Annotated in this window: 26 protein-coding genes; 11 read left to right on the top strand and 15 right to left on the bottom strand. The window is 28.1% G+C overall.

Annotated features, from left to right (window positions below; all coding sequences use genetic code 11):
* Window positions 1-128: 128 nt before the first annotated feature.
* The 5 genes from ACJJVK_RS08890 to ACJJVK_RS08870 form a co-directional block, all read right to left on the bottom strand.
* Complete coding sequence (locus tag ACJJVK_RS08890; RefSeq protein WP_405568341.1) at window positions 129-1046, bottom strand: DUF6371 domain-containing protein; 918 nt, start codon at window positions 1044-1046, stop codon at window positions 129-131.
* A 6-nt stretch (window positions 1047-1052) separates the two neighbouring features.
* A complete protein-coding gene (locus ACJJVK_RS08885) occupies window positions 1053-2516 on the bottom strand; it encodes a phage/plasmid primase, P4 family (protein WP_405565279.1) in 1464 nt (487 codons plus the stop codon).
* A 106-nt stretch (window positions 2517-2622) separates the two neighbouring features.
* A complete protein-coding gene (locus ACJJVK_RS08880; RefSeq protein ID WP_405565276.1) occupies window positions 2623-2964 on the bottom strand; it encodes a helix-turn-helix domain-containing protein in 342 nt (113 codons plus the stop codon).
* A gap of 96 nt (window positions 2965-3060) precedes the next feature.
* On the bottom strand, window positions 3061-4203 hold the full coding sequence (locus ACJJVK_RS08875) for a hypothetical protein (protein WP_405565274.1): 1143 nt from the start codon (window positions 4201-4203) through the stop codon (window positions 3061-3063).
* Between the two features lie 167 nt (window positions 4204-4370).
* Window positions 4371-5621, bottom strand: coding sequence for a tyrosine-type recombinase/integrase (locus ACJJVK_RS08870; RefSeq protein WP_405565272.1), 1251 nt, complete (start codon window positions 5619-5621; stop codon window positions 4371-4373).
* An 898-nt stretch (window positions 5622-6519) separates the two neighbouring features.
* On the opposite strand from ACJJVK_RS08870, the gene ACJJVK_RS08865 reads away from it, so the two are divergent.
* Together ACJJVK_RS08865 and ACJJVK_RS08860 are read left to right on the top strand one after the other, a co-directional pair.
* A complete protein-coding gene (locus ACJJVK_RS08865; protein ID WP_215993491.1) occupies window positions 6520-7095 on the top strand; it encodes a hypothetical protein in 576 nt (191 codons plus the stop codon).
* A gap of 131 nt (window positions 7096-7226) precedes the next feature.
* Complete coding sequence (locus ACJJVK_RS08860; protein ID WP_215993492.1) at window positions 7227-7784, top strand: hypothetical protein; 558 nt, start codon at window positions 7227-7229, stop codon at window positions 7782-7784.
* A 199-nt stretch (window positions 7785-7983) separates the two neighbouring features.
* Here the strand turns inward: ACJJVK_RS08860 and ACJJVK_RS08855 are convergent, their stop codons facing one another.
* The 5 genes from ACJJVK_RS08855 to ACJJVK_RS08835 all read right to left on the bottom strand — a co-directional run bounded on the left by ACJJVK_RS08855 (window position 7984) and on the right by ACJJVK_RS08835 (window position 10782).
* The gene (locus ACJJVK_RS08855; RefSeq protein ID WP_405565267.1) at window positions 7984-8256 is read right to left on the bottom strand and encodes a hypothetical protein; all 273 of its coding nucleotides are present in this window, start codon (window positions 8254-8256) and stop codon (window positions 7984-7986) included.
* 4 nt (window positions 8257-8260) lie between these two features.
* Window positions 8261-8536 carry an ATP-dependent Clp protease adaptor ClpS gene (locus ACJJVK_RS08850; RefSeq protein ID WP_215993494.1) on the bottom strand — a complete coding sequence of 92 codons (276 nt, stop codon included), beginning with the start codon at window positions 8534-8536 and terminating at the stop codon, window positions 8261-8263.
* A 10-nt stretch (window positions 8537-8546) separates the two neighbouring features.
* Entirely contained in the window at window positions 8547-9383 is an 837-nt protein-coding gene (gene prmA / locus ACJJVK_RS08845; protein ID WP_405568339.1) for a 50S ribosomal protein L11 methyltransferase, read from the bottom strand.
* 63 nt (window positions 9384-9446) lie between these two features.
* On the bottom strand, window positions 9447-10205 hold the full coding sequence (tpiA, locus tag ACJJVK_RS08840) for a triose-phosphate isomerase (protein WP_405565264.1): 759 nt from the start codon (window positions 10203-10205) through the stop codon (window positions 9447-9449).
* Between the two features lie 88 nt (window positions 10206-10293).
* Window positions 10294-10782, bottom strand: a complete 489-nt coding sequence (locus ACJJVK_RS08835; protein WP_405565262.1) for a TlpA family protein disulfide reductase — start codon at window positions 10780-10782, stop codon at window positions 10294-10296.
* Window positions 10783-10866: 84 nt separating this feature from the next.
* Between ACJJVK_RS08835 and pyrF the strand changes: the two genes are divergently transcribed.
* Window positions 10867-11679: an orotidine-5'-phosphate decarboxylase gene (pyrF, locus tag ACJJVK_RS08830; protein WP_405565260.1), complete on the top strand. Its 813-nt coding sequence runs from the start codon at window positions 10867-10869 to the stop codon at window positions 11677-11679.
* Window positions 11680-11954: 275 nt separating this feature from the next.
* On the opposite strand, the gene ACJJVK_RS08825 is transcribed toward pyrF, so the two are convergent.
* From ACJJVK_RS08825 to ACJJVK_RS08810, 4 genes are all read right to left on the bottom strand, one after another.
* The gene (locus tag ACJJVK_RS08825; protein WP_405565257.1) at window positions 11955-12806 is read right to left on the bottom strand and encodes a cupin-like domain-containing protein; all 852 of its coding nucleotides are present in this window, start codon (window positions 12804-12806) and stop codon (window positions 11955-11957) included.
* A 118-nt stretch (window positions 12807-12924) separates the two neighbouring features.
* Complete coding sequence (locus ACJJVK_RS08820) at window positions 12925-14526, bottom strand: flotillin family protein (protein ID WP_215993499.1); 1602 nt, start codon at window positions 14524-14526, stop codon at window positions 12925-12927.
* A 24-nt stretch (window positions 14527-14550) separates the two neighbouring features.
* A complete protein-coding gene (locus ACJJVK_RS08815; protein WP_405565255.1) occupies window positions 14551-15123 on the bottom strand; it encodes a hypothetical protein in 573 nt (190 codons plus the stop codon).
* A 223-nt stretch (window positions 15124-15346) separates the two neighbouring features.
* Window positions 15347-17170 carry a TonB-dependent receptor plug domain-containing protein gene (locus ACJJVK_RS08810; RefSeq protein ID WP_405565252.1) on the bottom strand — a complete coding sequence of 608 codons (1824 nt, stop codon included), beginning with the start codon at window positions 17168-17170 and terminating at the stop codon, window positions 15347-15349.
* A gap of 67 nt (window positions 17171-17237) precedes the next feature.
* Here ACJJVK_RS08810 and ACJJVK_RS08805 point away from each other — a divergent pair, with 67 nt between their 5' ends.
* From ACJJVK_RS08805 to ACJJVK_RS08770, 8 genes are all read left to right on the top strand, one after another.
* Window positions 17238-18734, top strand: coding sequence for a PLP-dependent aminotransferase family protein (locus ACJJVK_RS08805; protein WP_405565251.1), 1497 nt, complete (start codon window positions 17238-17240; stop codon window positions 18732-18734).
* An 80-nt stretch (window positions 18735-18814) separates the two neighbouring features.
* Window positions 18815-20080: a Y-family DNA polymerase gene (locus ACJJVK_RS08800; protein WP_405568336.1), complete on the top strand. Its 1266-nt coding sequence runs from the start codon at window positions 18815-18817 to the stop codon at window positions 20078-20080.
* Window positions 20081-20087: 7 nt separating this feature from the next.
* A complete protein-coding gene (locus ACJJVK_RS08795) occupies window positions 20088-20465 on the top strand; it encodes a DUF2007 domain-containing protein (RefSeq protein WP_405565249.1) in 378 nt (125 codons plus the stop codon).
* Between the two features lie 168 nt (window positions 20466-20633).
* Window positions 20634-21068 (top strand): LexA family protein, encoded by a 435-nt coding sequence (locus tag ACJJVK_RS08790; RefSeq protein ID WP_405565247.1) that lies wholly within the window; start codon window positions 20634-20636, stop codon window positions 21066-21068.
* A 77-nt stretch (window positions 21069-21145) separates the two neighbouring features.
* The gene (locus ACJJVK_RS08785; protein WP_405565245.1) at window positions 21146-21673 is read left to right on the top strand and encodes a DUF2975 domain-containing protein; all 528 of its coding nucleotides are present in this window, start codon (window positions 21146-21148) and stop codon (window positions 21671-21673) included.
* A gap of 6 nt (window positions 21674-21679) precedes the next feature.
* Window positions 21680-22225 carry a DUF2975 domain-containing protein gene (locus tag ACJJVK_RS08780; RefSeq protein WP_405565242.1) on the top strand — a complete coding sequence of 182 codons (546 nt, stop codon included), beginning with the start codon at window positions 21680-21682 and terminating at the stop codon, window positions 22223-22225.
* 4 nt (window positions 22226-22229) lie between these two features.
* The gene (locus tag ACJJVK_RS08775) at window positions 22230-22733 is read left to right on the top strand and encodes a DUF2975 domain-containing protein (RefSeq protein WP_405565240.1); all 504 of its coding nucleotides are present in this window, start codon (window positions 22230-22232) and stop codon (window positions 22731-22733) included.
* A gap of 1 nt (window position 22734) precedes the next feature.
* Window positions 22735-22941: a helix-turn-helix transcriptional regulator gene (locus ACJJVK_RS08770; RefSeq protein ID WP_091895173.1), complete on the top strand. Its 207-nt coding sequence runs from the start codon at window positions 22735-22737 to the stop codon at window positions 22939-22941.
* Between the two features lie 232 nt (window positions 22942-23173).
* On the opposite strand, the gene ACJJVK_RS08765 is transcribed toward ACJJVK_RS08770, so the two are convergent.
* On the bottom strand, window positions 23174-25684 hold the full coding sequence (locus ACJJVK_RS08765; protein ID WP_405565237.1) for a prolyl oligopeptidase family serine peptidase: 2511 nt from the start codon (window positions 25682-25684) through the stop codon (window positions 23174-23176).
* Between the last annotated feature and the right edge of the window lie 58 nt (window positions 25685-25742).

Raw genomic sequence — 25742 nt, 5'->3', positions numbered from 1 at the left:
TGCGACCTTCGGGAGAAAAACAAGATGTTAATGGAGTGAAAAATTTTTTAATTTGTCAGTACATTGGCACCTCTTGATATATTTTTACCTTATCAAGACAACGACTCTCAACACCAATTAAGGCTGTTTTAATGTTTAATTTTAATCAGAAAGTCAGCTAAATCTAATCCCATATTTTTTTCCTTTTCAGAAGCATTATCTCTCAATAAAGTAGATGTTCTAAAAGTTGCTAAATTTGTAAGTTTAGGAATCTTATTGTTCCAAATATCAAAACATTTCAAGTCTGGAAATAAAACCACGCTCCTACCTTTCAAACATCTTGTTTTTGATTCATTTAAATTATTTACACTACCACAGGCAATCCAAATAAATTCAGGTAAATAAATACTAGATATTATTGCAGTTTTTTCACTTTCAACTATTGCAACAGGTTTGTTTTTGTCCTCCTTTAATAAATGCTCTCCGAAATAACATTGTTCAAGATTAAAGTTTTCAAGTTTCAAAACCTTATGAGCCCAATTAATATGATTAAAAGGTTCTTTCACTCTTTTGCCATTAATAGCATTGTAAAGCATAATCTTTCCACTTCTTATTTTATCTACTTTATCCCTTTGCCAAAAGACCGTAGCACCATTCCAATATTTTGAAGTTCCAATATTATATTTTTCTAATAATAAGGATGCAGTTTCTAAATCCCAAAGACTAACTAAATAATCAATAAAAAAATTATTTTTTTTTGTTGCTATACTTTTTCGCATTATTTCAACATCTATATAACTAATTTCTGTTTTAGATTTATTGTCATTTGAAACATTTTTCTTAATCGTAATATTTGGTGAAGTTTTATTGTCATGAAAATATTCTTTGGGTTTATAATGATAACCGCATTTTATAACCCTATTACAACAACCTACAGAATCGTTTAAATAATCATTATTTTCAGTATCTATATACTTTGTAAAAACTCTGTTTTTACCACATTTAGGACAAGAAAAACGAGTTTTCATCCCACTATAAGGTTCTAATCTATATCTAAAGTTTCTCATCATTAATTAGATATATTTTTTTTCTATAAAAAGAGGAAATCCATAACTTTTTCTCCTTCCCAATTTATACCCCATTGCTTTTAACCTTTTCGAAAAATTCTGATTAGAGAAAACCGTATAATGATTCATTTTACAATAATTCCCATATTCAAAATAAATACTCTTAAGTGGACTAGTTTTATCAAAAGAGATACAATATCCTTCATCTTCCAAAAACATTAAAACACTATCACTTTCTTTCTGATATTGTAATACTTCTTCTTCCACTATTTTACTTTGAGTAAAATCTTTATTTTTCAATAATCGAGTTAAACCATTCAAAACCCAATTAAAAACACCTGATAACTCTGTCTTTATTATTCTTTTTGAAAGTTCTTTATCTTGATTTTTGGAAGGAATAGTAACTCTAAAAGGTAAAATTATAAATCTTCGAAAAAAAGCATTCGTATTCTCCGCTTCTCTTGGCAACTCATTACAGTTAAACATAAATCGGGCATAATCTGTCATAATTTGAATGTCCTTATAAAGTAGCCTAGCCTCTACAGGTTCACCTGATACTAATTGTTTGAAAATACTGCTTTCAAGTTTCCCGTTAATTTCACTTGAGTAATTAAGTAATTTATCACCTAATTGCGCTCTTGAATTACCTTGATCGTCTGTTAATCTATTTAGTGAAAAATTTGTAACATTTTGACTACCCAATAAAGCCATCAATATCTCAAATAAAACACTTTTCCCATTTGCTCCTGTTCCAAACAAAAGCAATACCTTTTCTAATTTTAAAACACTGTTTTTTACAAAAATGTAACCTAAATATTCTGCTAAAATATCTTGAAGTTCTTGCTCTGGTAATACTTCATTTAAAAACTTTTGAAACTGTGGTGCATTTGCTTTACTGCTATAATCAAACGGCAACTGATAAGTAAGAAAGTCTGACTTTTTAAATGGTCTTAAAAATTGCTTTTTAGAGTTAATCTCAAAAGTTCCATTATTCAAATTTACAAGCGTAGTAGTACTATTACTTTCAACCTCTTTTAAACGTGCATCTGATAAAAATTGTTTATACAAATCATCTTTAAAAAGATGGTGCTTAGCATCAAACTTATTGACCCCCATTTTTAAAGCAACATCTCCTAAAAAATCTTTAAAATCGACTTCACTTATAACTTCCCAGTATTCGGAATTAAACAAATAAATAAACTTGTTTTTCCTACAAAGACTATAATCATCTTTATTTACCAATTCCAATAATATCTCTATACAAGAAACTAAAAAATGCTTTTTATGAAGTTTATTTTCACCACAATACGTACTAAAACCAACAGGCCCTATATTTTTAAGTATCTCTTTTAGAATATTATCTACTTGATTTCTCTTCAATATTTGAGCATCACTATCAGCATAATTTAAAAGAGTTTCTGCTTCTTTAAGTATCTCTTCAATACCAATACCTAGCATATCTTCTTTCATACAGAAAATCTGTAATTAAAAAAACAATTAAACGATTTTTGTAATTGTAGGTTATACACCCTACATTGTGCTTCTATTTTATCAAGGTTGTTGTAATGCTTTCTCATTACTTCGACCTTTTATTTTTACTAGCAAAAAATTCATCATTCTCAGCTTCTATCTCTTTGATCGTTTTTTGTTTTCCTGACTGAATCCAGTCTATGATTTCTGCTTTAAAGAAGAAAAGCCTACCATTTTTTTTATAATGTGGTATTGTCTTATTTTGGCAATATAAATAAATAGTCTTTTTTTTATATCCAGTAATCCGAACTACTTCATCTATATCTTTAGGGTCTTTATCCTCAAGAATAGGTGTTTCCCTTTGCTGCAGTCTAGCTAAAATTTTTTCATTACTTCTTTTAATCTCTGCAACATCTAGTTGCGTTTGTGTAAACGTTGGTACTTCCATAACAGTTTATATATTTATGTTTACTGCAATGGTATAAGTTTGTTGCTATTCTATAAACTGAATAGCCTTTACACCCTATATTTTAACCTTTAGAACTTATAATTTACCTTTGGGCTTATTTTTCGTTGGTATCACACTATTGGTTTCATGCCATTTTGATAAATCTTTATCGACCGAAAAACCTTTAAAAGCTTTATTCATTATGTCAAAATACTTTCTACTTAAATTTTTCTTGTCGTATTCTAAATCAAAACAATTTTCATAAAACCTTCTAAATACACTTTTAACATCTTTCTTATCTTTGTTAAAGGATACGTTAAAAGACTGTAGTGTTGGATCTTCATTGATAAAAGTAGATTCAATAAAAATTAATAGCTTCTGTTCATTTAAATAAAATGTCCCTTTTTTGTTAGGCTCAATTAATACGCTAAAAAAATCATACACATATTGTAAACTAACTCTAGGAATAAGATTGTTTTGCTTTTTAAGAATATCACCTTTTTTCAATTCTTTATTCTCAATTTTAACCTTATCACTTCCATTTAAATAATTTTGAAATAATGGTAAAAACAATTCGCTTTGAGAAAAAACAATAGTCCAAGCTCTATAAAGACAGCCCTCATTTAAACCATCTAAAAAGTCGTTGCATATATCGTAATTTCCATTTTCAACCCTAAATTTAAATCCTTTATTTGAAGTCACTACAGGGTCATTAGACTGAGCATTGGTTAAATATCTAAATATTATCTGAGAGGCTTCTTCTTTACTATTATCAAATAATGAATGAGGCTTTACAATAATATTTATAAATTGATTGTAACCTGATTTAAAACCACAAGCATAAGTTTCGAAATAAGGTTTTAAATCTGAAAAATACTTATATTTATTATTTAGTTTAAATTGGACACTACACTTTAGAAGTATTTCTATTTTCGCCCACAAATTTAATCTATTGTGTAATGCTCCTTCTATTAAAAAAGAACAATTGTTTGTTATATCGCTTTTATTATTTTTATCAAGACTCATAAACTCTTGCCACTCGTCAACTGTATACATTTCTTTAAATGATTTTTTATAAAATTCTTTTATAACATCATCAACTGTACGATTCGCTAATAAATATTCATGTGTATAACCAATGTCTACAATTCTATCAACCTTTTTATCTTGCCATTTCCAAGTGTTTCTACTTAATCTAACTTCCTCTAAAAGGTCATCATTAATTAGTATTTCTTTCATTTTTTTTATAAAATTAATGTAGTAAGTGTATTAAATGTAGCTCTAAAAACAAACATTATTTTTTAAAATGATGTAGTAGGTTTACTAAATGTACCTCTAAAAACAAATATTATTTCTTAAATGATGTAGTAGATGTACTAAATGCAGTTCTAAAAACAAACTTTATTTTAAAAGTCAAGTAAAGAATTTGCAAATTCCTCTTTTGCTTCATCTTCAAAACCCGCAAAATAATTCTTTGTAACATTAAGATCACTATGATTTAAAGCTTCACTAACAAATTCCATCGACGCTCCTTTTCTTATAGAATTCGTTGCAAATGAATGTCTTGCCCAATAAAAGCTACAGTCTGATGGTAAGTCATTTGCTTTGGCTATTCTTTTTATATGGTCGTTAATATAGCGATTGAAGTTTTTGATTTTCTTATATTGAGTCTCACTATCTTCTTTATGAGAAACAATATTAAAAACTAAGCCTTTTTTGTTTTTATTACCATATTTCTTAAGTATGCTTTTTGTGAAATCTGTTAAATAAATAGTGATTTTGATTTTTTCAGCAGATTTATCAAAAGTCTTTGCTCTATAATAAGTAAATTTATTATTCTGAATGTCTGAATATTCAAGTAAAGCCATATCTTTTAAATTCATCCCATTACAAGCGTAACTAAAAAACCAAAAATCTTTTGCTTCTTCTTCTTTTTCATTAGATACTTTTGAGTTAAATAAAACTTTAAGCTGAATACTGCTTAAAGCTTTTTTTACTTTTTTTGTTCTTGGTATTTTATACTTATTCTTACCAAAAGGATAAATATCTGCAACAATATCATTATTCTCAATAGCATTATTAAATACTACTCTTAATGTTCTTGTATAAATTCCAACAGTAGTGTAGCTTTTACTCTTACTAATCATATACTTTTCATACTCTTTTAACCAATCTACTGTAATTTCACTAAATGATAATTTATCAATACTTCGTTTCTTTTTATTCTTACTAAAATCACCTAAAGAATTAAGTGTGTATTTGTAACTTTCTGCTGTACCTATTTTATCATCCTTATTTTTCTTATCAATCACTAAATTAAAATGATACTTAACATTATTTTTATCAGAAGATTTACGAAATAGTTTTGACTCAAAAGTAGAGAAATTAAAAACAGACATTGACTTTGCTTCATCGTTTGCTCTTTTTTCAATCGCTTTTAATTTTAACTCAATTTCCTTATTCGAACCTCTTAATTTCTTGTTTTCTGGATTTATCCAAATAGCATCAAATTCTTCAATCGTTAAGTCGATATCAGTAGTAAAGAATCTTACTTTTTTAATATTACCCTGTTTATTATACACCCTTATTTTAACTGAAAACTTATCATTTTCTTTTTTTCGCCTTGTTTCGTGATAAATTGAGATGTTATAAGCCATAGTATTTATTTGAAACAAAGATAAATATATTCACACTATTTTCACACTTTTAATAGTATTAAATAGTAACAAACAGATAATTGAATTTTAAAAAACCTACAAAAACCCTATAAACAAAGGATTTAAAGAAAAACACAGCAAAATAAGGATAGTCAACAAATACACTAACTCTTGATTACGGCTCAAGAGGTTCTAGGTTTGAATCCTAGCATGGTCACAACAAAACCAGCAGTTTACTATAACATTAGTAATTGCTGGTTTTTTATTTGCCTATAATTTTCAGAAAAACTCAATTTTAAATATTTTAAGAAAGAAAAATAGGGTAAAATTACATTTAAATACTGTTCTATTGTTTTTATATAATTGTCCTATTATTTATTATTGAATTTTAATCAAAACCATCAAATCACTAACAATCGTAAATCTTTACTTCCATTTCACTGAACAATCAATAATTTAATGTCATTTAACGAATTAATAACATTAAAAAACTTGTACAAACTATTATTATTATATATATTTGAAACGTACATTTATCTGTAATAATTATAGATAATTAGTTATTAAAAGAATCCAATCCCCCCAATTATGGATATTATAAAAACTAATTTTACTGAAAACTTGTTTCAAGTGGTTGAAAATCAAATTTTTAACCAAAAATTCTTTTTTGAAACAAAAACATCAAACACAAAATTTTTTATTTTTATTTTTTTGGGGGCAGTTAAAACTGTGCTATTTATGTTTTTAGAAACATTTTCTAATTTTATTGCTTTTGATATTAAAAACAATATTCAGAATAAAAATAGCGTAGTAAAATCATTGGATTTTAAATTTATTTTTGCAAAAAATAGATTTTTTAATTGTTTAACTTTTTTATTATCCCCTAAATTAAAAGCGAATGAAAAAGTTAGCCATAAGATCTAAAAAGGTATTATTTAAGTTTTCTAGCCTAGAAAAAAAGCATAAAATAATTACTTATATTTCTTTGCTATTTTTAACGGTTTCTACTTATTTTTTGAGAACTGAAAACCAAAATGTAAAAGTTAATTACGCTATTTTAAAAGAAGAAAGTAGTAATTTAAAATACAATATGGTTCTGTTTAATAGAAATTACGAAGGTTTTCCTTTACCTGTTTGGCAGAAAATAAAAAAAGGCAATGAATTTATTATACAATATATAAACCCAGAATATGTAAAAGAATTTGGTCATATTTTTAATAATGATAAATATGAATTATTAGGTAAAAATAATTTTGAACTTTTTCCTGATAAAATTGCTCAAGAATATTTTGTTCATGATATAACAGTTTCTAAAACAGGAAAAAAAATAGAAGGCTTAGAGAAAGTGGTAGACAAACATGGTAATATTATTACTCTAAAAGTTATAAAATGGCGAAAAATTAAAAGTAATAAAGACACATTAGTTTATGGGATGGTAAAAGAGATTCTACCTTACACAGAAACTAATAAATAATAAATGTATTTAACAATCCAAATCCCCCTTAATATGGATACAAAAACTTATAGTACTCAATTTTTGCTTTCTAATGAGAATGACAAAATAAAATGCAGCAATTTTATTTTGAATTCTAAAACAGCAACATTATGAGTAAACTAGCCATAAAATCTAAAAAAATTATATTTAATGTTTCTAATTTAGAAAAGAAACATAAAATAATAACTTATGCATCATTATTATTTTTAACTGTTTCTACCTATTTTTTAAGATCAGAAAACCAAACAGTAAAAATTGAATATGCGACTTTACAAGAAAAAAGCCATAATTTAAAACAAAATATGATTATCTTTAATGGTGATTATGAGGATTTCCCTTTACCTGTTTGGCAAAAAGTAAAAAGAGGAGACAAATTTATTTTACAATATGTTAATAAAGCTTTTATAGAATGTTTTGGTCACTCTTTTGATTATAATCGTTATAACATAATTGGTAAAACCAATTTTGAATCTTTCAATAAAAATATGGCACAACAATATTACGAAGCTGATATTGCAGTTTCAGTTACTGGCGAAAAATTACATAGCAAACCAGAATACATTGATAAAGAAAATAAAATTCATAGAATGAAAGTTTTAAAATGGAGAGAAGTTGTAAATAATAAAGACACTTTAATCTATGGTATAGTTAAAGAAATAACAAAATAGTTTTATACCCTTAGTATAAAATAGAAAAGGCTCTTAACATATGTTAAGAGCCTTTTCGTCTAACCAAACTTAGTATAAAAACTAACTACTATCTTTATTTACTTTTTCTTTTATTGTTCTCTATTTATAAGACACAACAAAATTTAATAAGTCACATTTAATTTTATAAAAACAAAAAAACCTGAGAAATTCTCAGGTTTTAGTTTAAATATTGCTTTATCGCTATTCTGTGTTCTGGTATACTTTTGTCGTAATTCTCTATCAATAACTCTAGTATTTCTGGGGGTTTAACTCCAATATCTTTTCTTTGTTGATATTTAGAAACATATAAATTATAGGCTTCATTATTTTTTTCGAAAATTAAAAAATGTGTTGCATTTAATTCAGTATATGCTATTTCATTGCCAGAAAAAGCTGAAGAATTATCTTTTAAAAACTCAGAAAACTCGTAATATTTTAAAACGTTCTCCATAAACCTATACCAATTCTGCAGACAAACCCAATTGTAATAATTTAGAACATCTAGGTTCTAAATCTTTATACTCGCCAGATTTTACTGTACATTTACCTTTATAATGTACTAAAATAGTACACTGTTCTGCTTGCTCTAAAGTGTGGTCGCAAATATCTATCAAAGATTCTATTACAAAATCAAAAGTATTAACCTCATCATTATGCAATACAATTTCATGTTGATTTGTTCTTTGTTCTAAAACGTCTACTTCTTCTTTAATTTTTTCTTTTGTACTCATATAAACAAAATTACAATTTATTGTATTTCAATGCAACCCAATTATTTCTTTCAATAAATGTCTCTAACTTTAAATTATATTTAGAAACTTCATTGTCTATAATTGGTATATCTTCTTTGTAAAAACCACTCAGTAATAAGACTCCTTTATCATCTAAACAATTGGTATAAATTTTCATATCCATCAACAAAATATTTCTATTAATATTGGCAATAATAACATCGTACTTTTTATCATTTAAAAGTGATGCATCACCTTCATAAACGGAAATATTAGTACAATTATTACGTTGTACGTTTTCTAAAGAATTTTCGTAACACCAATTATCAATATCAATAGCATCAATAGGTTTAGCATTTTTCATTTCTGCAAAAATTGCTAAAATTCCTGTTCCACAACCCATATCTAAAACAGATTTATTTTCTAAATCTAATTGTAATAAATGCTGAATCATCATATGTGTAGTTTCATGATGACCAGTACCAAAACTCATTTTTGGTTCAATTACAATATCATATTTAAGGTTTGGATTCTCGTGAAAAGGAGCTCTTACACTCACTAATTCATCCACCTGAATAGGTGTAAAATTCTTTTCCCATTCTGCATTCCAGTTGGTTTGTGCAACTTCTTTCTTTTGATATTCTATCTGGAATTCATCTGAATTTAAAACAAAAATATCGTTTAAAATATCGTCAGAATATTCATCTTTTTGAATGTAAGCTGTTACTCCGTTTTCATTTTCAACAAAACTCTCAAAACCCACATTACCTAATTCAGCAATTAAAATTTCGGTAGCTGGTTCTTTAGGCATTACTGTAAAATTGTATTCTATATATATATTATCCATCATAAAAAAAGCGTCAAGAATTAAATCTTGACGCAAATTTATTAGTTTTAAATTTAAGTTCTTTTAAATCGCTTTTATAATTGCAGAAAAATCTGATGCTTTTAAAGCTGCACCACCAATTAAACCACCATCTACATCTGGTTTAGAGAATATTTCTACTGCATTTGCAGGTTTTACACTACCACCATATAAAATAGAAACATTTTCTGCAACTTCTTTATTATATTGTTTTTCTACAATACTTCTAATAAAAGCATGCATTTCTTGTGCTTGTTCTGGGCTTGCAGTTTCTCCTGTACCAATTGCCCAAACAGGTTCGTAAGCTAAAACAATACTTGCCCAATCTTTAGCTTCTAAGTGAAATAAAGCATTTTTTAACTGACTTTCTACTACATTAAAGTGATTATCAGATTTTCTATCTTCTAACAATTCACCAAAACAAAATATAGTTTCTAAATCATTCTCTAAAACTGTATTTACTTTTTCAGCAAGTAATTCATCAGTTTCACCAAAATAAGTTCTTCTTTCTGAATGCCCTAAAATAACAGATTTAATACTGATTGATTTTAACATATCTGCAGAAACCTCACCTGTGTAAGCTCCACTTTTTGCCTGATGCATATTTTGTGCAACAACTTCTATTTTAGAATCTTCAGTATTTTTAACAGCAGATTCTAAATTTATAAAAGAAGGAGAAATGATAACTCTTGTATTCTCTAATGCTAAATCTTTAATCTCTTCTTTAATACCATTAATAAGTACTTGAGTTTGATTTTTATCATTATTCATTTTCCAATTTCCAGCTACTATTTTTTGTCTCATAATTATATACTTTTATTACTTTGTAAATTTAAGAAATGAAACCTAAATATTGAGTAGAATTAGAAATAGTTACTAAAACGATTTTTTACTATTTTTTAAGAGCCTCTTTTATTTTTTTATCTGATGCAATTGTAGCTTTAAATAAAGAAATTTCTCCCTTTTCATCTATAACCATATACCTAGGAATCCAACCAAGGTTTATAAAATCGACGAAATCACCTTCATTTTGTCCTTTTGGTAAATTATAATGAACACCTTTTAAATTATATTTTTTAATGGCTCTTTTCCAAGAAGGATTACTTCTATCAACAGATAAAAATAAATAAACAACATCAGGAAATTCTTTTTGCAAAGCTTTTACTTTCGGGAAACCAACAATACAATCCTTACACCAAGAAGCCCACACATCTATTAAAACTTTTTTTTCTTTATGTTGATATAAAATTTCTCTTAAAGTAATTTTAGAATTATCTAAACCAATTAACATTTCTAAGTTTGCTTCTTCAGAAAATTGTTTTGGATCTTCTGAGCAACTCAACAACATTAAAACAGCAAATAGAATAAAGATTTTTTTCATATTTAATTTGTCCATTAAAAAATTACTTTCTTACAAACCTTAAAAGTTTAAAATAGTATTTTTGTAAACTGATAAACAAAAATAATGACAACAGCACAACTTGTATCACAAATAAATCTAAAAAAATCATTTTTATGTATTGGGTTAGATGTAGATTTAGACAAAATTCCAACTCATTTATTAGATTTAGAAGATCCTATTTTTGAGTTTAATAAAGCAATTATTGATGCTACACATCATTTGTGTGTTGCCTACAAACCAAATACAGCTTTTTATGAGGCTTACGGAATAAAAGGTTGGTTAGCTTTAGAAAAAACGATAGCCTACATTAATAATAACTATCCAGAAATTTTTACAATTGCTGATGCAAAACGTGGTGATATTGGCAATACCTCAACTATGTATGCCAAAGCTTTTTTTAACGATTTAGCTTTTGATTCTGTAACTGTTGCTCCTTATATGGGTAAAGATTCTGTTGAGCCTTTTTTAGCTTTTAAAGACAAGCATACTATTATGTTAGCTTTAACGTCTAACGAAGGTGCTTTTGATTTTCAGACCAAAAAAGTTGATGATAATGAATTATACAAACAAGTTTTAGAAACTTCTAAAAACTGGAAAAATTCTGAAAACTTAATGTATGTTGTTGGTGCTACAAAAGCCGAATATTTTAAAGAAATAAGAAAAATTGTACCCAATTCGTTTTTATTAGTTCCTGGAGTTGGTGCACAAGGTGGTAATTTACAAGATGTTTGTAAATATGGTTTAAATGATACTATTGGTTTATTAATTAATTCTTCTCGCGGAATTATTTATGCATCAAAAGATAAAAATTTTGCAGAAGCAGCTGCTAAAAAAGCTAAAGAATTACAATCTGAGATGAGCTTATTACTAGCCTAATATATTAATAAAAACAAAAAAGCCTCGCATTTGCGAGGCCCTTTTGTTAAACTCTTAAAGTACGATTAATAATAGGAAACCAAGTATAATAAGTATTACACTTATCACACCCATAACTTCTTGTACCTGGAATCATCTTTACTACTGCTTTTCTTTTTAATCTGTGCCTAGACTCAGATTTACATCTTGGGCAAGCTTTCATAGGTTAGTTTTTATTTGTTTAGACTTAACGAATATACTTAAAATCAAACAATTAAATAGAACCTTTTTAATTATTAAAGATTCTTTAATAAAGGCTGCTTATTTTTCCATTCTATCCACTTTTCACCTCTAAGCCTACGCATAACATTATCTATTGAGCGCATTATAAAGACATTACAGATAGCTTTTCCTAAATTTTTCGGATTTCTTGCAATTGCTCTTAAACTCAACGAAAAACCAGGTGTAATGTATCTCATGTAATGCCAATAACCTTCTGGCATGTATAAAACATTACCATGATTTAATTTAGTAACATAACCTTTAGCATTTTTTAATTTAGGCCATTTATCGAAATCAGGGTTATTAAAATCGATATCTTCTCTAGTGATTAAAGAATAAGGAATTTTATATAAATGTTTATTTTGTTTTTGATCGAATAAAATAACTTTCTTTTCACCTTCAAAATGAAAATGAAAAATATTAGCTAAATCAATATCATAATGCATAAAAGTATAGGAATCTCTTCCTCCAAAAAACAACATTGGTAATCCTTTCATTAAGCGCAAGCCAAAATCTGGGTAAGAAAAATCTTTTTGTAAAACTGGTACTTCTTTTAAGATATTCCAAAGGAAAATTCTATATTTAGTAGGTTCACGTTTTAATAAATCTACATAATCTGCCATTTTCATTTTAGCATGTGGCTCATTAAAACCCTCTTTATAATCTACAGGTCTATCATCATACAAAGGCACAGTTTTATTGCCTGCAACTTCTTTTATATAGTCTAAATTCCATTTTTTATACGCAGGCCAATCTTCTATAAATTGTTCTATAACCACAGGTTTTTGTGGTTTAAAATATTTTTTTATAAAGTCTTCTTTTGTAATTGTTTTTACTCTATCTATTTGAGATAAGTTTAAACTCATGCTTAAAAAATTTTAAAAAGCAAAGTTAAGAAAACGTTATGAAAAGTAATAATCTAAAAAAGTCACGCAATTTAAATTGCATGACTTTTAAAGATATTCATTAAGATTGAATTAATTTTTAAGAGATTACATCATCTGTAGATTCTTTAATTTCTTTTGTATCTATCTCTTTTCCTTTTAAATATTCTGGCAATTGCATACCTGCCATATCAAACATTTCTTGTAAAGGTGGCACTGCTTTATACATACCAGAAATAAAGTTAGAAGTTGATGTTTTTCCATCTTTTCCTCCTCCATTTTCCCAAACAGTTACTTTATCAATTTTAATATTTTTAATTGCTTCTGCTTGTGTTTTAACTAATTCTGGCAATTTATCTGCAATTAATAATAAAGCTGCGTTTTTAGAATCGTTACCTGCAGCTTTTACAATTTCATCTAAACCTGCAGCTTGCTTTGTTAATACTTCATATACACCTTTTGCCTCTGCTTCTGCTTTTAAGAAAATAGCATCTGCCTCTCCTTTAGCAATTCTTCTTATGTTTTCTGCTTCTGCTTCTGCATCAATCTCTACTTTAGATTTTGCTATTTCTGCAGGAATAACGATATCTGCATATTTTGTAGCTTTATCTCTAGACGCACGTGCATTTTCTGCTTCTTGTTCTGCTGCATATGCTTCTTCTAAAGCTTTTGCTGCTTGCACTTTTTCTGATGCAATTGCTCGTTTTTCTGCCTCTGCTTCTCTTTCTCTTCTTAAAGCATCTGATTCTGCAATAGAAATTTTAGCTGTATTTTCTCCAGTAATGGCACGTGCATTGGCTTCTGATGTTTTAATTCTTTCTGATTTTAGAGCTTCTGCTTCTCCAATTTTAGCTAGTGCTATTGCATTTGCGGTTTGTACTCTTTCATTCTGATTTGCATTAGCTTCTCCAATTTTTGCTTCTGCCATAGAAGCTGCTACTTGAGTCCTTTCATTTTGAGCTGCTTTTGCTTCCCCAATTTTTGCTTTTGCCTGTAACTCAGAAACTTTAATCCTTTCATCTTGTACAGCATCTGCCTCTCCAATAGAACCATCTCTATTTTTCTCTGCTACAGATTTTCTTGCAGCATTAATTGCATGCGCTGCAGCTTCTTTTCCTAAAGCTTCTATATAACCAGATTCATCTACAATATCTGTAATATTTACGTTGATTAATTTTAAACCTACTTTCTTTAACTCAGTTTCTACACTTTGAGAAATATTGGTTAAAAACTTATCTCTATCATTGTTAATTTCTTCTATATCCATAGATGCAACCACCAAACGCAACTGCCCAAATATAATTTCTTGTGCTAAGTCTTGAATGTTATCTTGATTTAAACCTAACAATCTTTCTGCTGCATTTTGCATAATTCCTGGTTCTGTAGAAACCCCAATAGTAAATCTAGAAGGTACATTTACACGAATATTTTGCTTAGAAAGTGCATTTACCAAATTTACTTCTATAGAAATTGGTGTTAAGTCTAAAAACTCATAATCTTGTATTACAGGAAAAATAAATGCAGCTCCACCATGAATACATTTGGCAGATTCGCCTCCCCCAACTTTACCATATACTACCAAAATTCTGTCTGAAGGACATCTTTTGTAGCGTTTTATCATGGCAACTATCAATATAAAAATAAAGAGAATTGCAATTCCTATTCCTACTAAACCCGCAAATGGGCTACTTTGTAAAATCATTAAATTTAGCATCGTTTTTTTAGTTTATTTTTGAGGTTCTATAATTAATATTCCATTGTTTGTTACTTCAATCACTTTTATAACATTTCCTTGCTTTAAGTCTTCTTTATAATCTGTTAAAGCTTCTAATTCTCTTAAAGCTCCCTGTACTTTTACCTGTACTTTCCCTATTCTAGATCTGTTTGCGCCTACTGTTAAATAAACTTCACCAATAGAATTTAAAGCATTTTGCATTTTTAAGGTGCCACTAGAAGTTAGTTTACTGATGTAATAAAACATTGCTGCCATTACAAACATCATTGCCAAACCACAAATTAAGGAAACAATTATTGTGGTAGATCTTGAGTAACCTGCATCTATACACGCTATTCCACTCCATCCAAAAATAGCAAAAAAGGCCACTACATTTTTAAAGGTAAAAAACTGAAAACTTGCTCCTGTGTCTGCATCTACCTCCATATCTACATCACCAATATCATCTGCATCTGCACCAATAAAAGTGGTGATTAAAACGAATAGAAAAATAAGTGTAGAGATTCCTGTAATAATCCAATACGTTTTAGGAAAAGACGCTAATTCTTGAAACCATTCCATCATAGAAAATTAATTTTTAAAGTGAATAAATATACTGCTTTTTGCGTTTATAAATTGACTTTATCTTCGGCAAAAAAGATCAATTTATATTCTTGAAAAAATAAAAAAGTGATTGTATTATATTAGTAGATAAAAAATATATTTTGTTACAATAATAGATCAAAAAAAAGCCCTGATAAAAAATTTTATCAAGGCTTAAAGTAAAAAAACGGGAATTTTAGATTCCTTAAAAATTGTATCTCAATCCAAATAAAACGTTGCTTGGTGGCATTGGTACAAAACCAGATTCTATATAATCTACATTAAAAATATTATTAGCTGTAATTGTAAAATTAATCTTATTTACATCAACAATAATAGATGCATCCCAAACATTATAAGAAGTACCAACTGTACGTTCTGCATGTTTGTAAATAATATTCTGACGCAAATTTTTAAACAATTTACTTGTAAAACGTGTTGTAAATTGATGTCTTAATGTGTTTAAAGAATAACGAGATAAATCTTTATTTTGATCTAAAATATCATCCTCTAAAAAAGTATAGTTTGTAGAAATAGTTTGAGTATAACTACCTATTTTAAAATTATAACCTGCATCTAATTCAAAACCTTTGGTATTTACTTCTGCAATGTTTGTTGCTGTAAATGCACTATTATCTGTATTTTCTCTTACATAATCTATCAAATTATCAGAATCTCTATTAAAGAAAGCAACTGAAGCAGAGAATTTAGCATCATTAAATTTAAAACCAATTTCTTGCGCAAAGGCTTCTTCTGGCTCCAAATTTTCGTTACCCACAGTTACAGGATCACTATAAAATAAATCTGTGTAAGTTGGTATTCTATACGTATAACCAATATTTCCGTAAGCTTTTACTTTATCTGATATTTGAAACCCTAAATCTAATCCTGGAAAAGCATGGAATTTAAAATCAGAAAAATACGTAACTGCAATACCTGGAGTAATGTCTAATTTATCATCAGCCAAACTAAAACGATGTTCTAAAAACAAATTAGCCATTGTTCTATTTCTATCACCTAAATTATTACTGCTAATAGAAACTCTAGAAACATCGATTCCAAAACCAGTAACACCTGCATTAGATGTGTAAGCTGCATTTGTTTCTACACCTACTTTATTCGTGATGTGCAAGTTTCTGTAAAAACTAGGATCGTCTCTTCTTAACAAGAAAATATCTTGACCTCTTCTCCAATACACTCTTGGTGTAATTTTTAATTTTTCTGATTTAAAAGTAGTAGAAACACCAATTACACTATTCTGAGTTTCTTCGTATTCGTGAAACGTTTCGTTAGTGGTATAAAAGTTTTCTGCTCCGAATTTTTTATCGAAAAAAGTAGCCAAAACCTCTATTGGTTGGCGCTTTTTATTAAAAACTCCTTTTAAGAAATAATTGTAATTGTTATAATCTGAATTTTCTCTATAACCATCTGATGTTAATGCACCAACGTGTGCTATTATTGATGAGTTTTCAAATTCTTTACCCACAGTTACAGAACCATTTAATTGCCCAAAAGAACCTGTTTCTACATTTACAGAAGCAACATTATTCAATTTCTTTTTAGTAACAATATTTATAGCACCCGTAAATGCATTCTGACCAAAAACTCTTGCTGCAGGTCCTTTTATTACTTCTATTCTTTCAATAACTTCTATTGGTAAAGCCGCATTTAATGTATGATGCCCTGTTTGAGAATCATCCATTTTAATACCATCAATTAATAGTAAAGTTTGATCGAAACCACCACCTCTAATGTATAAATCTGCTTGGCTACCAGCAGTACCTCTTCTTCTAATATCTACACCTGCAACTTGTTGTAATACATCTGCAACATTGGTAGCTGCACTATTTTTAATGTCTTGAGATGAAATAACATTTATAGTTCTAGAATTTGCTTTAAAAGGTAAATCTATTCTTGTTGATGTAATAACAACCTCTTTTAAAGTATCTCTTTTTATAACTTTTTCTTGTGATTTTACTTGTAAAACGGATAACAATCCAAGAATTACTAACGTAATTTTAATTTTCATAAATAGTGATTTAAATAGACTGCAAAAAACGTAACTTTATAACCGCTTAAAATAGTCCGGTTTTTAAATGAGAGATAGTCCACTTTTAACAATAATTCAGAAAAACGTCAATTTTGATAAATCTAAAACACAAGCTGTTTACATACAAGTTGCGCAAGCATTTGTACACTTGTTTCAGAGGAACATCATCCTAAAAAAAACAAAATTACCAGGCACTAGAGCTCTTGCAAAAACATTACAAATTCATAGAAATACTGCTGTCGCTATTTATGATGAGTTAGCCTCTCAAGGTTGGGTAGATATTAAACCTAATAAAGGCACTTTTGTATCTACTAAAAAAGTGAGATTCACTGATAAAAACAGAAAAACTGAATTTATCAATCATCAAAATTTAGCCAAAACTACTGGTTTCGAATTTCAAAAATCGTTTCATTTGGCATCTACTGTGCAATTAACAGAAGCTAAATATTCTATAAATGATGGTAAACCAGATTTGCGTTTACATCCTGTAAATCAATTTACAAGATGGTATAGTGCAGCTATGAAACGTAAAACTTTAATTCAAAAATGGAACAGACCTCAAGAAGCGTCACTTTCTATGTTCCAAACACAACTGTGTAATTATTTAAATGCCACAAGAGGATTACATGTAGGCCCTAAAAATATAATTAGTACCAGAAGTACAGAAATGAGTTTGTACATTGTTTCTCAACTTTTAATTCAAAAAAATGATGTTGTTTTGGTTGGCGATTTAAGCAATTATGCTTCTAATATGATATTTCAGCAAGTAGGAGCTCAACTAATTACAATTCCTACTGATGATGATGGTTTAGATGTTGAATTTATCAGAAAAAACTTTATAAAAAACAGTATTAGATGTGTTTATCTTTGTGCGCACAGAGATTACCCAACCACAGTTACCTTAAGCGCAACACGTAGAACTGCATTACTAAAATTGGCCAAAGAATTTGGTTTTGCCATTATTGAAGATGATTTTGATTTTGATTTTCAATTTGATAATTCTCCTGTTTTACCAATGACAAATTCTGATGAAAATGGGATGGTTATTTACTTAGGTAAATTAGGGCAATCTTTGTTTCCTAGTTTTCAAACCGGATTTGTAATTGCACCAGAAAATTTAATATCAGAAGCTAAAAATTACTTGTATTTATTAGACGAACAAGGAGATTTAATTCAGCAACAAATGCTATCAGAATTAATTAATGAAGGAGAAATTTACAGATTAATGCAAAAAAATATTGTTATCTATAAAAAAAGAAGAGATTATTTAAATCAATTATTATTGAAACATTTTGATAAAATTGCAGCTTGGAAAATTCCTGAAGGTGGTTTAGCAATTTGGTTAACGTTTAACCCAACCATACCTTTAGTTAAATTGGCAGAAGAAGCCGAAAAAAACAATTTATTTTTACCCAAAACTATATTATATCAGAATAAAACCACTTGTGCAATTCGCTTTGGATTTGGGCATTTAAATGAAAATGAAATCGAAATTGTTATTCAGAAATTAAAAAGTGCTTATAAAAATCTGTCTTTAAGTTAGATTGATAATATTCTGCTTCTTTTACAAATTAAGATATTAACAACGTAATTTTGTCTGCTATTTTTAGGTATTTTTATACCATGTTTGCACTTGTAGATTGTAATAATTTTTATGCTTCTTGCGAGCGAGTTTTTAACCCAAACTTGCAAAACAAACCTGTTGCTATTTTAAGTAATAATGATGGTTGTGTAATTTCTATGAGTGATGAAGCTAAGAAATTAGAACTCCCATTTGGCGCTCCAATTTTTAAATGGGAACAGTTTTGCAAAGAAAAAAACATTACAGTTTTGTCTTCTAATTATCCTTTGTATGGAGATATGAGTGCAAGAGTAATGAATATTCTGGGCGATTTTTCTCCAGATATAGAAGTGTATTCTATTGATGAATCTTTTTTACAATTACAAGGTTTTGATAATTATGATCTACAAGAATATGCAACAAAAATTAGAAGTAGAGTTTTAAAATGGACAGGCATACCAACTTGTGTAGGAATTGCGCCAACCAAAGCATTGAGTAAAGTTGCCAATAAAATTGCACGTTCTAACTTAAAACAATCTAAAGGAATTTGCGTTATTGATTGCGAAGAAAACAGAATTAAAGCCTTAAAATGGACAAAAATTGGCAATGTTTGGGGAATTGGAAGACGCTTAAAAAACAGATTGCAAGCAAAAGGTTGTACAACTGCGTATGATTTTACACAATTACCAAGCGATTGGGTTTTAAAGAATTTTTCTATTGTAGAATGGCGTTTGCAAAAAGATTTACAAGGCATTTCTAAAATTCCGTTAGAAGAAGTTTCATCAAAAAAAATGATTGCCACAACTCGTAGTTTCGAATACACGTATTCTGATATCAATAATCTTAAAGAACGTATTTCTACGTTTGCTGCAAGTTGTGCAGAAAAATTGCGTAATCAAGAATCGAGCTGTCATATGTTAATTGTGCAGCTTTCTAGCAACCGTCATCAAAAAAATGAACCACAACACAGAGAGAGTAAAACCGTGTTTTTTTCGTATCCAACAGACTCTACATTAACCATTTCTAAAGCTGCTGTTGAGGCTGTAAAAAGTATTTTTAAACCCGGAATTAAATACAAAAGAGCAGGTGTAATTGTTACTGGTTTAGTGCCCAATGATAATTTTCAGTTGAACTTATTTTCAGAAGAAAATCCTAAACACAAACCTTTAATGTCTGCTATTGATCATTTAAATCGTAAATTTAAAGCAGACAAAATTAAATTAGGAAATCAAGATTTAAAACGCACTTGGAAAATGCGTCAAGAAAGATTATCACCTAAATTTACAACAAATATTAATGATATTTTAATTGTAAAAGCCACTAAATAAGTTTTTTATGAATGATAATTATAAAATTTTAGCCGTTTTTGATTATTCTACAGAAGCACATGTTACCAAATCTAAATTAGATTCAGAAGGTTTAAAAACCTTACTAATGGACGAAAAAACGATAGATACTGATCCTTTGGTTAGCAATGCAATTGGTGGCGTAAAATTGTTGGTTCATAAAAACGATTTTGATAAAGCAGCTACTATTTACAATGAAATTAGAACGTATCAAAAAGATAAAAATGGAAATGATATTTTTTGCCCTAACTGTGATTCTACTCGAATTTTAGTTGCACCTGCACAAAGAAAAAATGTGTTTTATATGTTGTTTCCCTTTTTTGAAAAAACAAGACACATTTGTAATAATTGTAAAACAGTATTTTAATTACCTATTTTATTTTTACCTTTCTTAATTCTAATATGTCAGTTCGAGTGATTTTGAGGCACGAAAAATTGTATCGAGAACAATTTAATAACTTAAAATTCACAACTTTTTTTAATTCTAAAATAATATCTAAAACATTTCAAGAAAAGTTATAATTTGCAACTACTTATGATGGGAACTAAAAATCTTACTTTTTTTACACCAAAAGCTTCATCTGGTAATGGAGCTGTTTTGGTTGATGTTGGCATTTCTGCTGGATTTCCTTCGCCTGCAGACGATTTTAGAGAAACTCGAATTTCTTTAGATGATGAATTAATTCAAAACAAAGACGCTACTTTTTTTGCCAAAGTAAAAGGTCAATCTATGATTGATGCTGGTTTAGACGATAACGATTTATTAGTTATTGATAGAAGTTTAGAACCTGCCAACAATAAAATTGCGGTTTGTTTTTTAGATGGCGAGTTTACCGTAAAAAGACTTCGTGTAGAAAAAAATGAAGTTTGGTTGCAACCAGAAAACCCTAATTACCCAATTATAAACATTACAGAAGAGAATGATTTTATGATCTGGGGAATTGTAACAAGTGTCATTAAAAAAGTGTAAATTACCTTTATTTAGTATTTTATTATTGTTTTTCGATAATTTTTATATATTTGTGATATCAAATACTATAAAATGTTATGAAAAAAATTGCCTATTTAATTTCTAAAATAACTTTCTGGGGTTTTCTTTTATTTACTTTAATTCTGATACCTCTTTCATTATCCTCTTTTTTAGAATATTATTTTAATTGGGATATTCCTTTTGTAGAAATTGTTAAAAGAGAAGGTTTAGATTTTGCTAAAATTAAAAATATTGGTGTTGAATTCTGGATCAACTATACCATTATTTTAATGTGGGGAACAATGATTTTTTATGCTATTTATTTTTATACATTACAAAAATTTTTCAAAATATTTATTTCTGAAAATACATTTGATAAACATGCTGTAAAGCAGCTTAATCTTTTTTTCAAATTAAACTTTATCCCTGTAATTATTGGCTTTGTTGGCATTTTGTATCGTTACTTTTCTTTAGGATATTTAAAATTTGATGAGCCTCATTTTTTTGTATTTATTCATTTAGTTGTTGCATTCTTTTTATACTTCTATCAAGATTTGATAAAAAAAGGAAACACTATTCAACAAGAAAACGATTTAACAATTTAAAAAACAATGAAAACACAATCGAACATTTTAAAATGGCTATCGCTTATATTTTTAATAAGACTTATCTATCTTACTTTTAAACAAATACAGAATCTATATTTAATTAGTAATAACGATAAAAAACTAAATAAAATATTTGGAATAGAGTATCCTGAAGATATTAACCAATCTTTACTCTGGATAGTAAGTATTTTTATTTTAGCCAGCTTAATTTATTTAATATATCAGTTGTTTAATTTGATAAGAATAGCTCAAAACCTCATTGATAACAAGGTTTTCACTAACAAAAACGCAAATCAATTACATGCTATAGGAAAAGGTATTATAGTTTTCACATCAATTCTTATCATTGTACAAACAACTATAGACCATTCGTTTTTAGATAGTACTGTTAGCTCTAAAGAATCCAATTCTTATAACTTGGGTTACGCTCTTGGAACTAACATTGCAAAAAGAATGTACTTATACATGATCTCTCTTTTTGTATTAATAATTTCTTCATTAATTAAAAACGGAAATATTATAAAACAAGAAAACGATTTAACAATTTAAAACTATGAGAAAAATTAATATTTTAAAAGCAATTGTAGATTTATTTTGGATATTTTCTATGCCAATTATACTAATGATTTTTGGTTTTTCTATTGCGATTTTCTTTGTTGATTTAAGTGAGGTAAATATCAAAATAAATTCAGTAAATTTTAATAATGATAGTTTATTATCAAAAACATTATTGGTTATTTCAGCACTAAATTATTTACTAATTATTACAGCTTTATATTTTTTTAGAAAAGTATTAAACTACTTTATAAGAATAAAAATATTTGAAGAAACAGTTATAAAATCATTCAAAAAAACAGGAAATTTATTATCTGTTTCCGGAATTATTTCTCTCTCAGTTTCGATGATTAGTAAAATTTATTTTGAGCAAAAAACAACTTTAGAATTCGGTTTGAATCAACATTTAGTAATTATATGTTTAGGCTTATTCTTTTTAGTTTTAAGTGAAATATTTAAAATTGCAAAACATCAAAAACAAGAAAACGATTTAACAATATAATATGGCAATCATTGTAAACTTAGACGTAATGCTTGCCAAACGCAAAATGCGCAGTAAAGAATTGGCAGAAATAATTGGCATTACTACCGCAAATTTATCCGTTTTAAAATCTGGTAAAGCAAAAGCGATTCGGTTTTCTACTTTAGAGGCAATTTGTAAAGCTTTAGAATGCCAGCCTGCAGATATTTTAGAGTATCAACAAGATTAAAAACAGCTCGATACAATTTTGCAAAAAAGCAAAATCATTCGATATTACAGACTAAAAACTTTAAAGAAATCTAATTGTTAGTTCGAGTGGTTTTTCTGACAAAGGAAGAGAAATTGTATCGAGAACTTTTAAATTCAACCAAAAAAAACTCCGAATTTTCATTCGGAGTTTTTGGTTAATTTTAATTCTATTAATTAGTTCTCGACTTCGCTCGAACAGACATTCTAAAAAATTATCTATTCATTGGTTTGTCTAAATTCATAAACATAAAGTCTGCACTTGTGTTTTCTTCTCCCAGTAAATATTTACTAAAATGATCTGCTCTTAACCAGAAAGAATATTCTGTCATATTACCAAAACCATGTCTTTGTCCTGGCATAATCATATATTTAAAACGTTTATTTGCTTTAATTAATTCGTTTGCCATTCTTATGGTTCCTGCAGGATTTACGTTATTATCCATATCTCCATGAATCAACATTAAATGTCCTTTTAAATTTTTTGCTAAAGATTGATTTACATCAATTTTATATTTATAAGAACTTTTTCCTTTCTCATCAATCTCTTCTTTTACACCATGATGCGTTTCACTCCACCAAGAATTGTACACATTATTATCATGATTTCCTGCTGATGAAACTGCTGCTTTAAAAAAATCTGGATATACTAACATTGCAGCTGTAGACATAAATCCACCTCCAGAATGACCGTAAATTCCTACTTTTTCAATGTCGATAAACTTATGTTTATTTGCCAATTGTTGCGCAACATATTTTTTATCAGCCAAACCATAATCACGCAAATTACCATAACCATAATTATGATACCATTTAGATCTGTCTGGATGTCCACCTCTGTTTCCTAACGTAATTACAATAAAACCAACTTGCGCCATTCTATCAACTCTATCCATTCTAAAAGAAAAAGATTTATTTACTGCTTCTGTTTGTGGGCCAGGATACACATATTCTAAAAGCGGATAAACTTTGGTAGAATCCATATCAAAAGGTTTGTACATTACTCCGTAAATATCTGTAATTCCATCATCTGCTTTTACTTTAAAAGGTTCTGGAAATTTATATCCTGATGCAAATAATTGCGATAAATCTGCTGTTTCTAAATCCATAACTTTACTTCCATTAGCATCTCTAACTTCCGATTTTGGCACTGTATTAACTCTAGAAAAATTACTTACAAAGTATTGATTAGAATCAGACATACTTGTTCTTGCAGTAAAATCACCAGGATTTAAAGTCTTTAATCCTGTACCATTTAAATTGATACTATAAGTATGAGCATAATAAGGATCTTGTTCTTTATTTACTCCATTTGCGGAAAAATATAAAGTTCTAGTTTTTTCGTTTAAACCCTCAAAATTAGACACATGATAATCGCCATTTGTAACTTGGTTTTTTAAATTACCATTGGCATCATACAAATAAAAATGTGCCCAACCATCACGTTCTGCCCAATGCAACATTTCTGTTTCATTATTAAATAAAACCAAAGGTTTAGATTCTATATATGTATTAAAACGCTCTTCGATTAAGGTTTTATATTCTCCAGTATTAATATCAGCAACATTAATATCGTATTTTTTACGATCTCTAGATATTACACTAAAATATACTTTCCCTTTTTTAGATAAAAGTAAAGAAGGTCTAAAATCGTCATCTCTTTCAGATTGTTTTCTTGGCGCTCTAAAAACAGAAATACTTTGTTGTTTAATAGTATCTAATGGAACTCTTACATGTGTTTTTGTAGGAATATCAAAAATTAATAATTCTGATTTGTAATATTCTTGTTCTCCTGGCATGTGATATTTGTACGTTTCTAACGTTGGTCTTTTTTTACCTGTAGAGTTAATTACCCATAAATCTTTAATATGTCTAGAGTCTGATTTTTGAAAAACGAACTTTTTAGAATCGTGAGACCACATACCTCCAACTCCATTTCTTTTATCTTTATTTTTTTCTATATCTTCATTATCTCGTCCTCTACCACCTCTACCATAACCATAGTTTTTTTCACCATCTTTTGTCCATTGATTTTCTACAACAGTACTGTCTTTTTCATCTTTAATAAACTTTTTAAAGTTTACTTTATCCATCCAATACAAATTGTAATTTTTAGAGTACAAAACGATAGAACTATCTGGAGCAATATTTGCCCAACGTTTCCAAGGTTCTTTTTCTTTCTTTTTATTATCTAAAATGGTTAAACTATTACTACCTAATTTGTATTCTAAATGGTAAACTTTCTTTTCCATTTTAGGTTTTTTAGGCTTTGCTTTTTTACCTTTTTTGGTTGATGTAGAATCTTTTTTAACCTCTTTTTTTTCTTCTATAACCTCTACTTCTTCTGTAGAAGTTACATAAAAACGGATGGCATTTTCTGCTTCGTTAAATTTAAAACTGAAACGTGGTAAATGTTTTGCATCGTAAGGATCTTTGGTAATTTCTGTTAACCATTTTGCCATTTTTATGTTATCAAAAAGTGTTTTTTTAGTTTTTCTGTCTAAATCAACTAAATAATAATTAGAACCTTCTGATGTTTTGTAAGAATACCAAAAACGGTTTCCTTTTTTTAACCAATGAGGATTTACACTGGTTGAATGTACCATTTTTGCTAAATTTTTAGGCGAATATTTAGCTGCAGCTCTGTAATTGGGTTTTGGAGTTTCTTGTGCAAAACTTATTGAAACAGTCAATAAAAACACAAAAAACAAGATGAAATTTTTCATTTGTAATGTTTGATTAAATTTGAATTAACCCTAAAGTTGATTAAAACAAATTACACTA

Origin of the sequence: Polaribacter sp. Asnod6-C07 (assembly GCF_045063625.1) — a bacterium.
GTDB classification, from domain to species: Bacteria; Bacteroidota; Bacteroidia; order Flavobacteriales; family Flavobacteriaceae; genus Polaribacter; species Polaribacter vadi_A.
The sequence above is the reverse complement of the archived record's forward strand: the minus strand, read 5'-3'. Positions and strand labels throughout refer to the sequence as shown.

Coding starts and splice junctions, on each gene's coding strand:
- ACJJVK_RS08890 (WP_405568341.1), bottom strand. CDS start 1,046: ATGAGAAACTTTAGATATAGATTAGAACCTTATAGTGGGATGAAAACT.
- ACJJVK_RS08885 (WP_405565279.1), bottom strand. CDS start 2,516: ATGAAAGAAGATATGCTAGGTATTGGTATTGAAGAGATACTTAAAGAA.
- ACJJVK_RS08880 (WP_405565276.1), bottom strand. CDS start 2,964: ATGGAAGTACCAACGTTTACACAAACGCAACTAGATGTTGCAGAGATT.
- ACJJVK_RS08875 (WP_405565274.1), bottom strand. CDS start 4,203: ATGAAAGAAATACTAATTAATGATGACCTTTTAGAGGAAGTTAGATTA.
- ACJJVK_RS08870 (WP_405565272.1), bottom strand. CDS start 5,621: ATGGCTTATAACATCTCAATTTATCACGAAACAAGGCGAAAAAAAGAA.
- ACJJVK_RS08865 (WP_215993491.1), top strand. CDS start 6,520: ATGAAAAAGTTAGCCATAAGATCTAAAAAGGTATTATTTAAGTTTTCT.
- ACJJVK_RS08860 (WP_215993492.1), top strand. CDS start 7,227: ATGAGTAAACTAGCCATAAAATCTAAAAAAATTATATTTAATGTTTCT.
- ACJJVK_RS08855 (WP_405565267.1), bottom strand. CDS start 8,256: ATGGAGAACGTTTTAAAATATTACGAGTTTTCTGAGTTTTTAAAAGAT.
- ACJJVK_RS08850 (WP_215993494.1), bottom strand. CDS start 8,536: ATGAGTACAAAAGAAAAAATTAAAGAAGAAGTAGACGTTTTAGAACAA.
- prmA (WP_405568339.1), bottom strand. CDS start 9,383: ATGGATAATATATATATAGAATACAATTTTACAGTAATGCCTAAAGAA.
- tpiA (WP_405565264.1), bottom strand. CDS start 10,205: ATGAGACAAAAAATAGTAGCTGGAAATTGGAAAATGAATAATGATAAA.
- ACJJVK_RS08835 (WP_405565262.1), bottom strand. CDS start 10,782: ATGAAAAAAATCTTTATTCTATTTGCTGTTTTAATGTTGTTGAGTTGC.
- pyrF (WP_405565260.1), top strand. CDS start 10,867: ATGACAACAGCACAACTTGTATCACAAATAAATCTAAAAAAATCATTT.
- ACJJVK_RS08825 (WP_405565257.1), bottom strand. CDS start 12,806: ATGAGTTTAAACTTATCTCAAATAGATAGAGTAAAAACAATTACAAAA.
- ACJJVK_RS08820 (WP_215993499.1), bottom strand. CDS start 14,526: ATGATTTTACAAAGTAGCCCATTTGCGGGTTTAGTAGGAATAGGAATT.
- ACJJVK_RS08815 (WP_405565255.1), bottom strand. CDS start 15,123: ATGATGGAATGGTTTCAAGAATTAGCGTCTTTTCCTAAAACGTATTGG.
- ACJJVK_RS08810 (WP_405565252.1), bottom strand. CDS start 17,170: ATGAAAATTAAAATTACGTTAGTAATTCTTGGATTGTTATCCGTTTTA.
- ACJJVK_RS08805 (WP_405565251.1), top strand. CDS start 17,238: ATGAGAGATAGTCCACTTTTAACAATAATTCAGAAAAACGTCAATTTT.
- ACJJVK_RS08800 (WP_405568336.1), top strand. CDS start 18,815: ATGTTTGCACTTGTAGATTGTAATAATTTTTATGCTTCTTGCGAGCGA.
- ACJJVK_RS08795 (WP_405565249.1), top strand. CDS start 20,088: ATGAATGATAATTATAAAATTTTAGCCGTTTTTGATTATTCTACAGAA.
- ACJJVK_RS08790 (WP_405565247.1), top strand. CDS start 20,634: ATGATGGGAACTAAAAATCTTACTTTTTTTACACCAAAAGCTTCATCT.
- ACJJVK_RS08785 (WP_405565245.1), top strand. CDS start 21,146: ATGAAAAAAATTGCCTATTTAATTTCTAAAATAACTTTCTGGGGTTTT.
- ACJJVK_RS08780 (WP_405565242.1), top strand. CDS start 21,680: ATGAAAACACAATCGAACATTTTAAAATGGCTATCGCTTATATTTTTA.
- ACJJVK_RS08775 (WP_405565240.1), top strand. CDS start 22,230: ATGAGAAAAATTAATATTTTAAAAGCAATTGTAGATTTATTTTGGATA.
- ACJJVK_RS08770 (WP_091895173.1), top strand. CDS start 22,735: ATGGCAATCATTGTAAACTTAGACGTAATGCTTGCCAAACGCAAAATG.
- ACJJVK_RS08765 (WP_405565237.1), bottom strand. CDS start 25,684: ATGAAAAATTTCATCTTGTTTTTTGTGTTTTTATTGACTGTTTCAATA.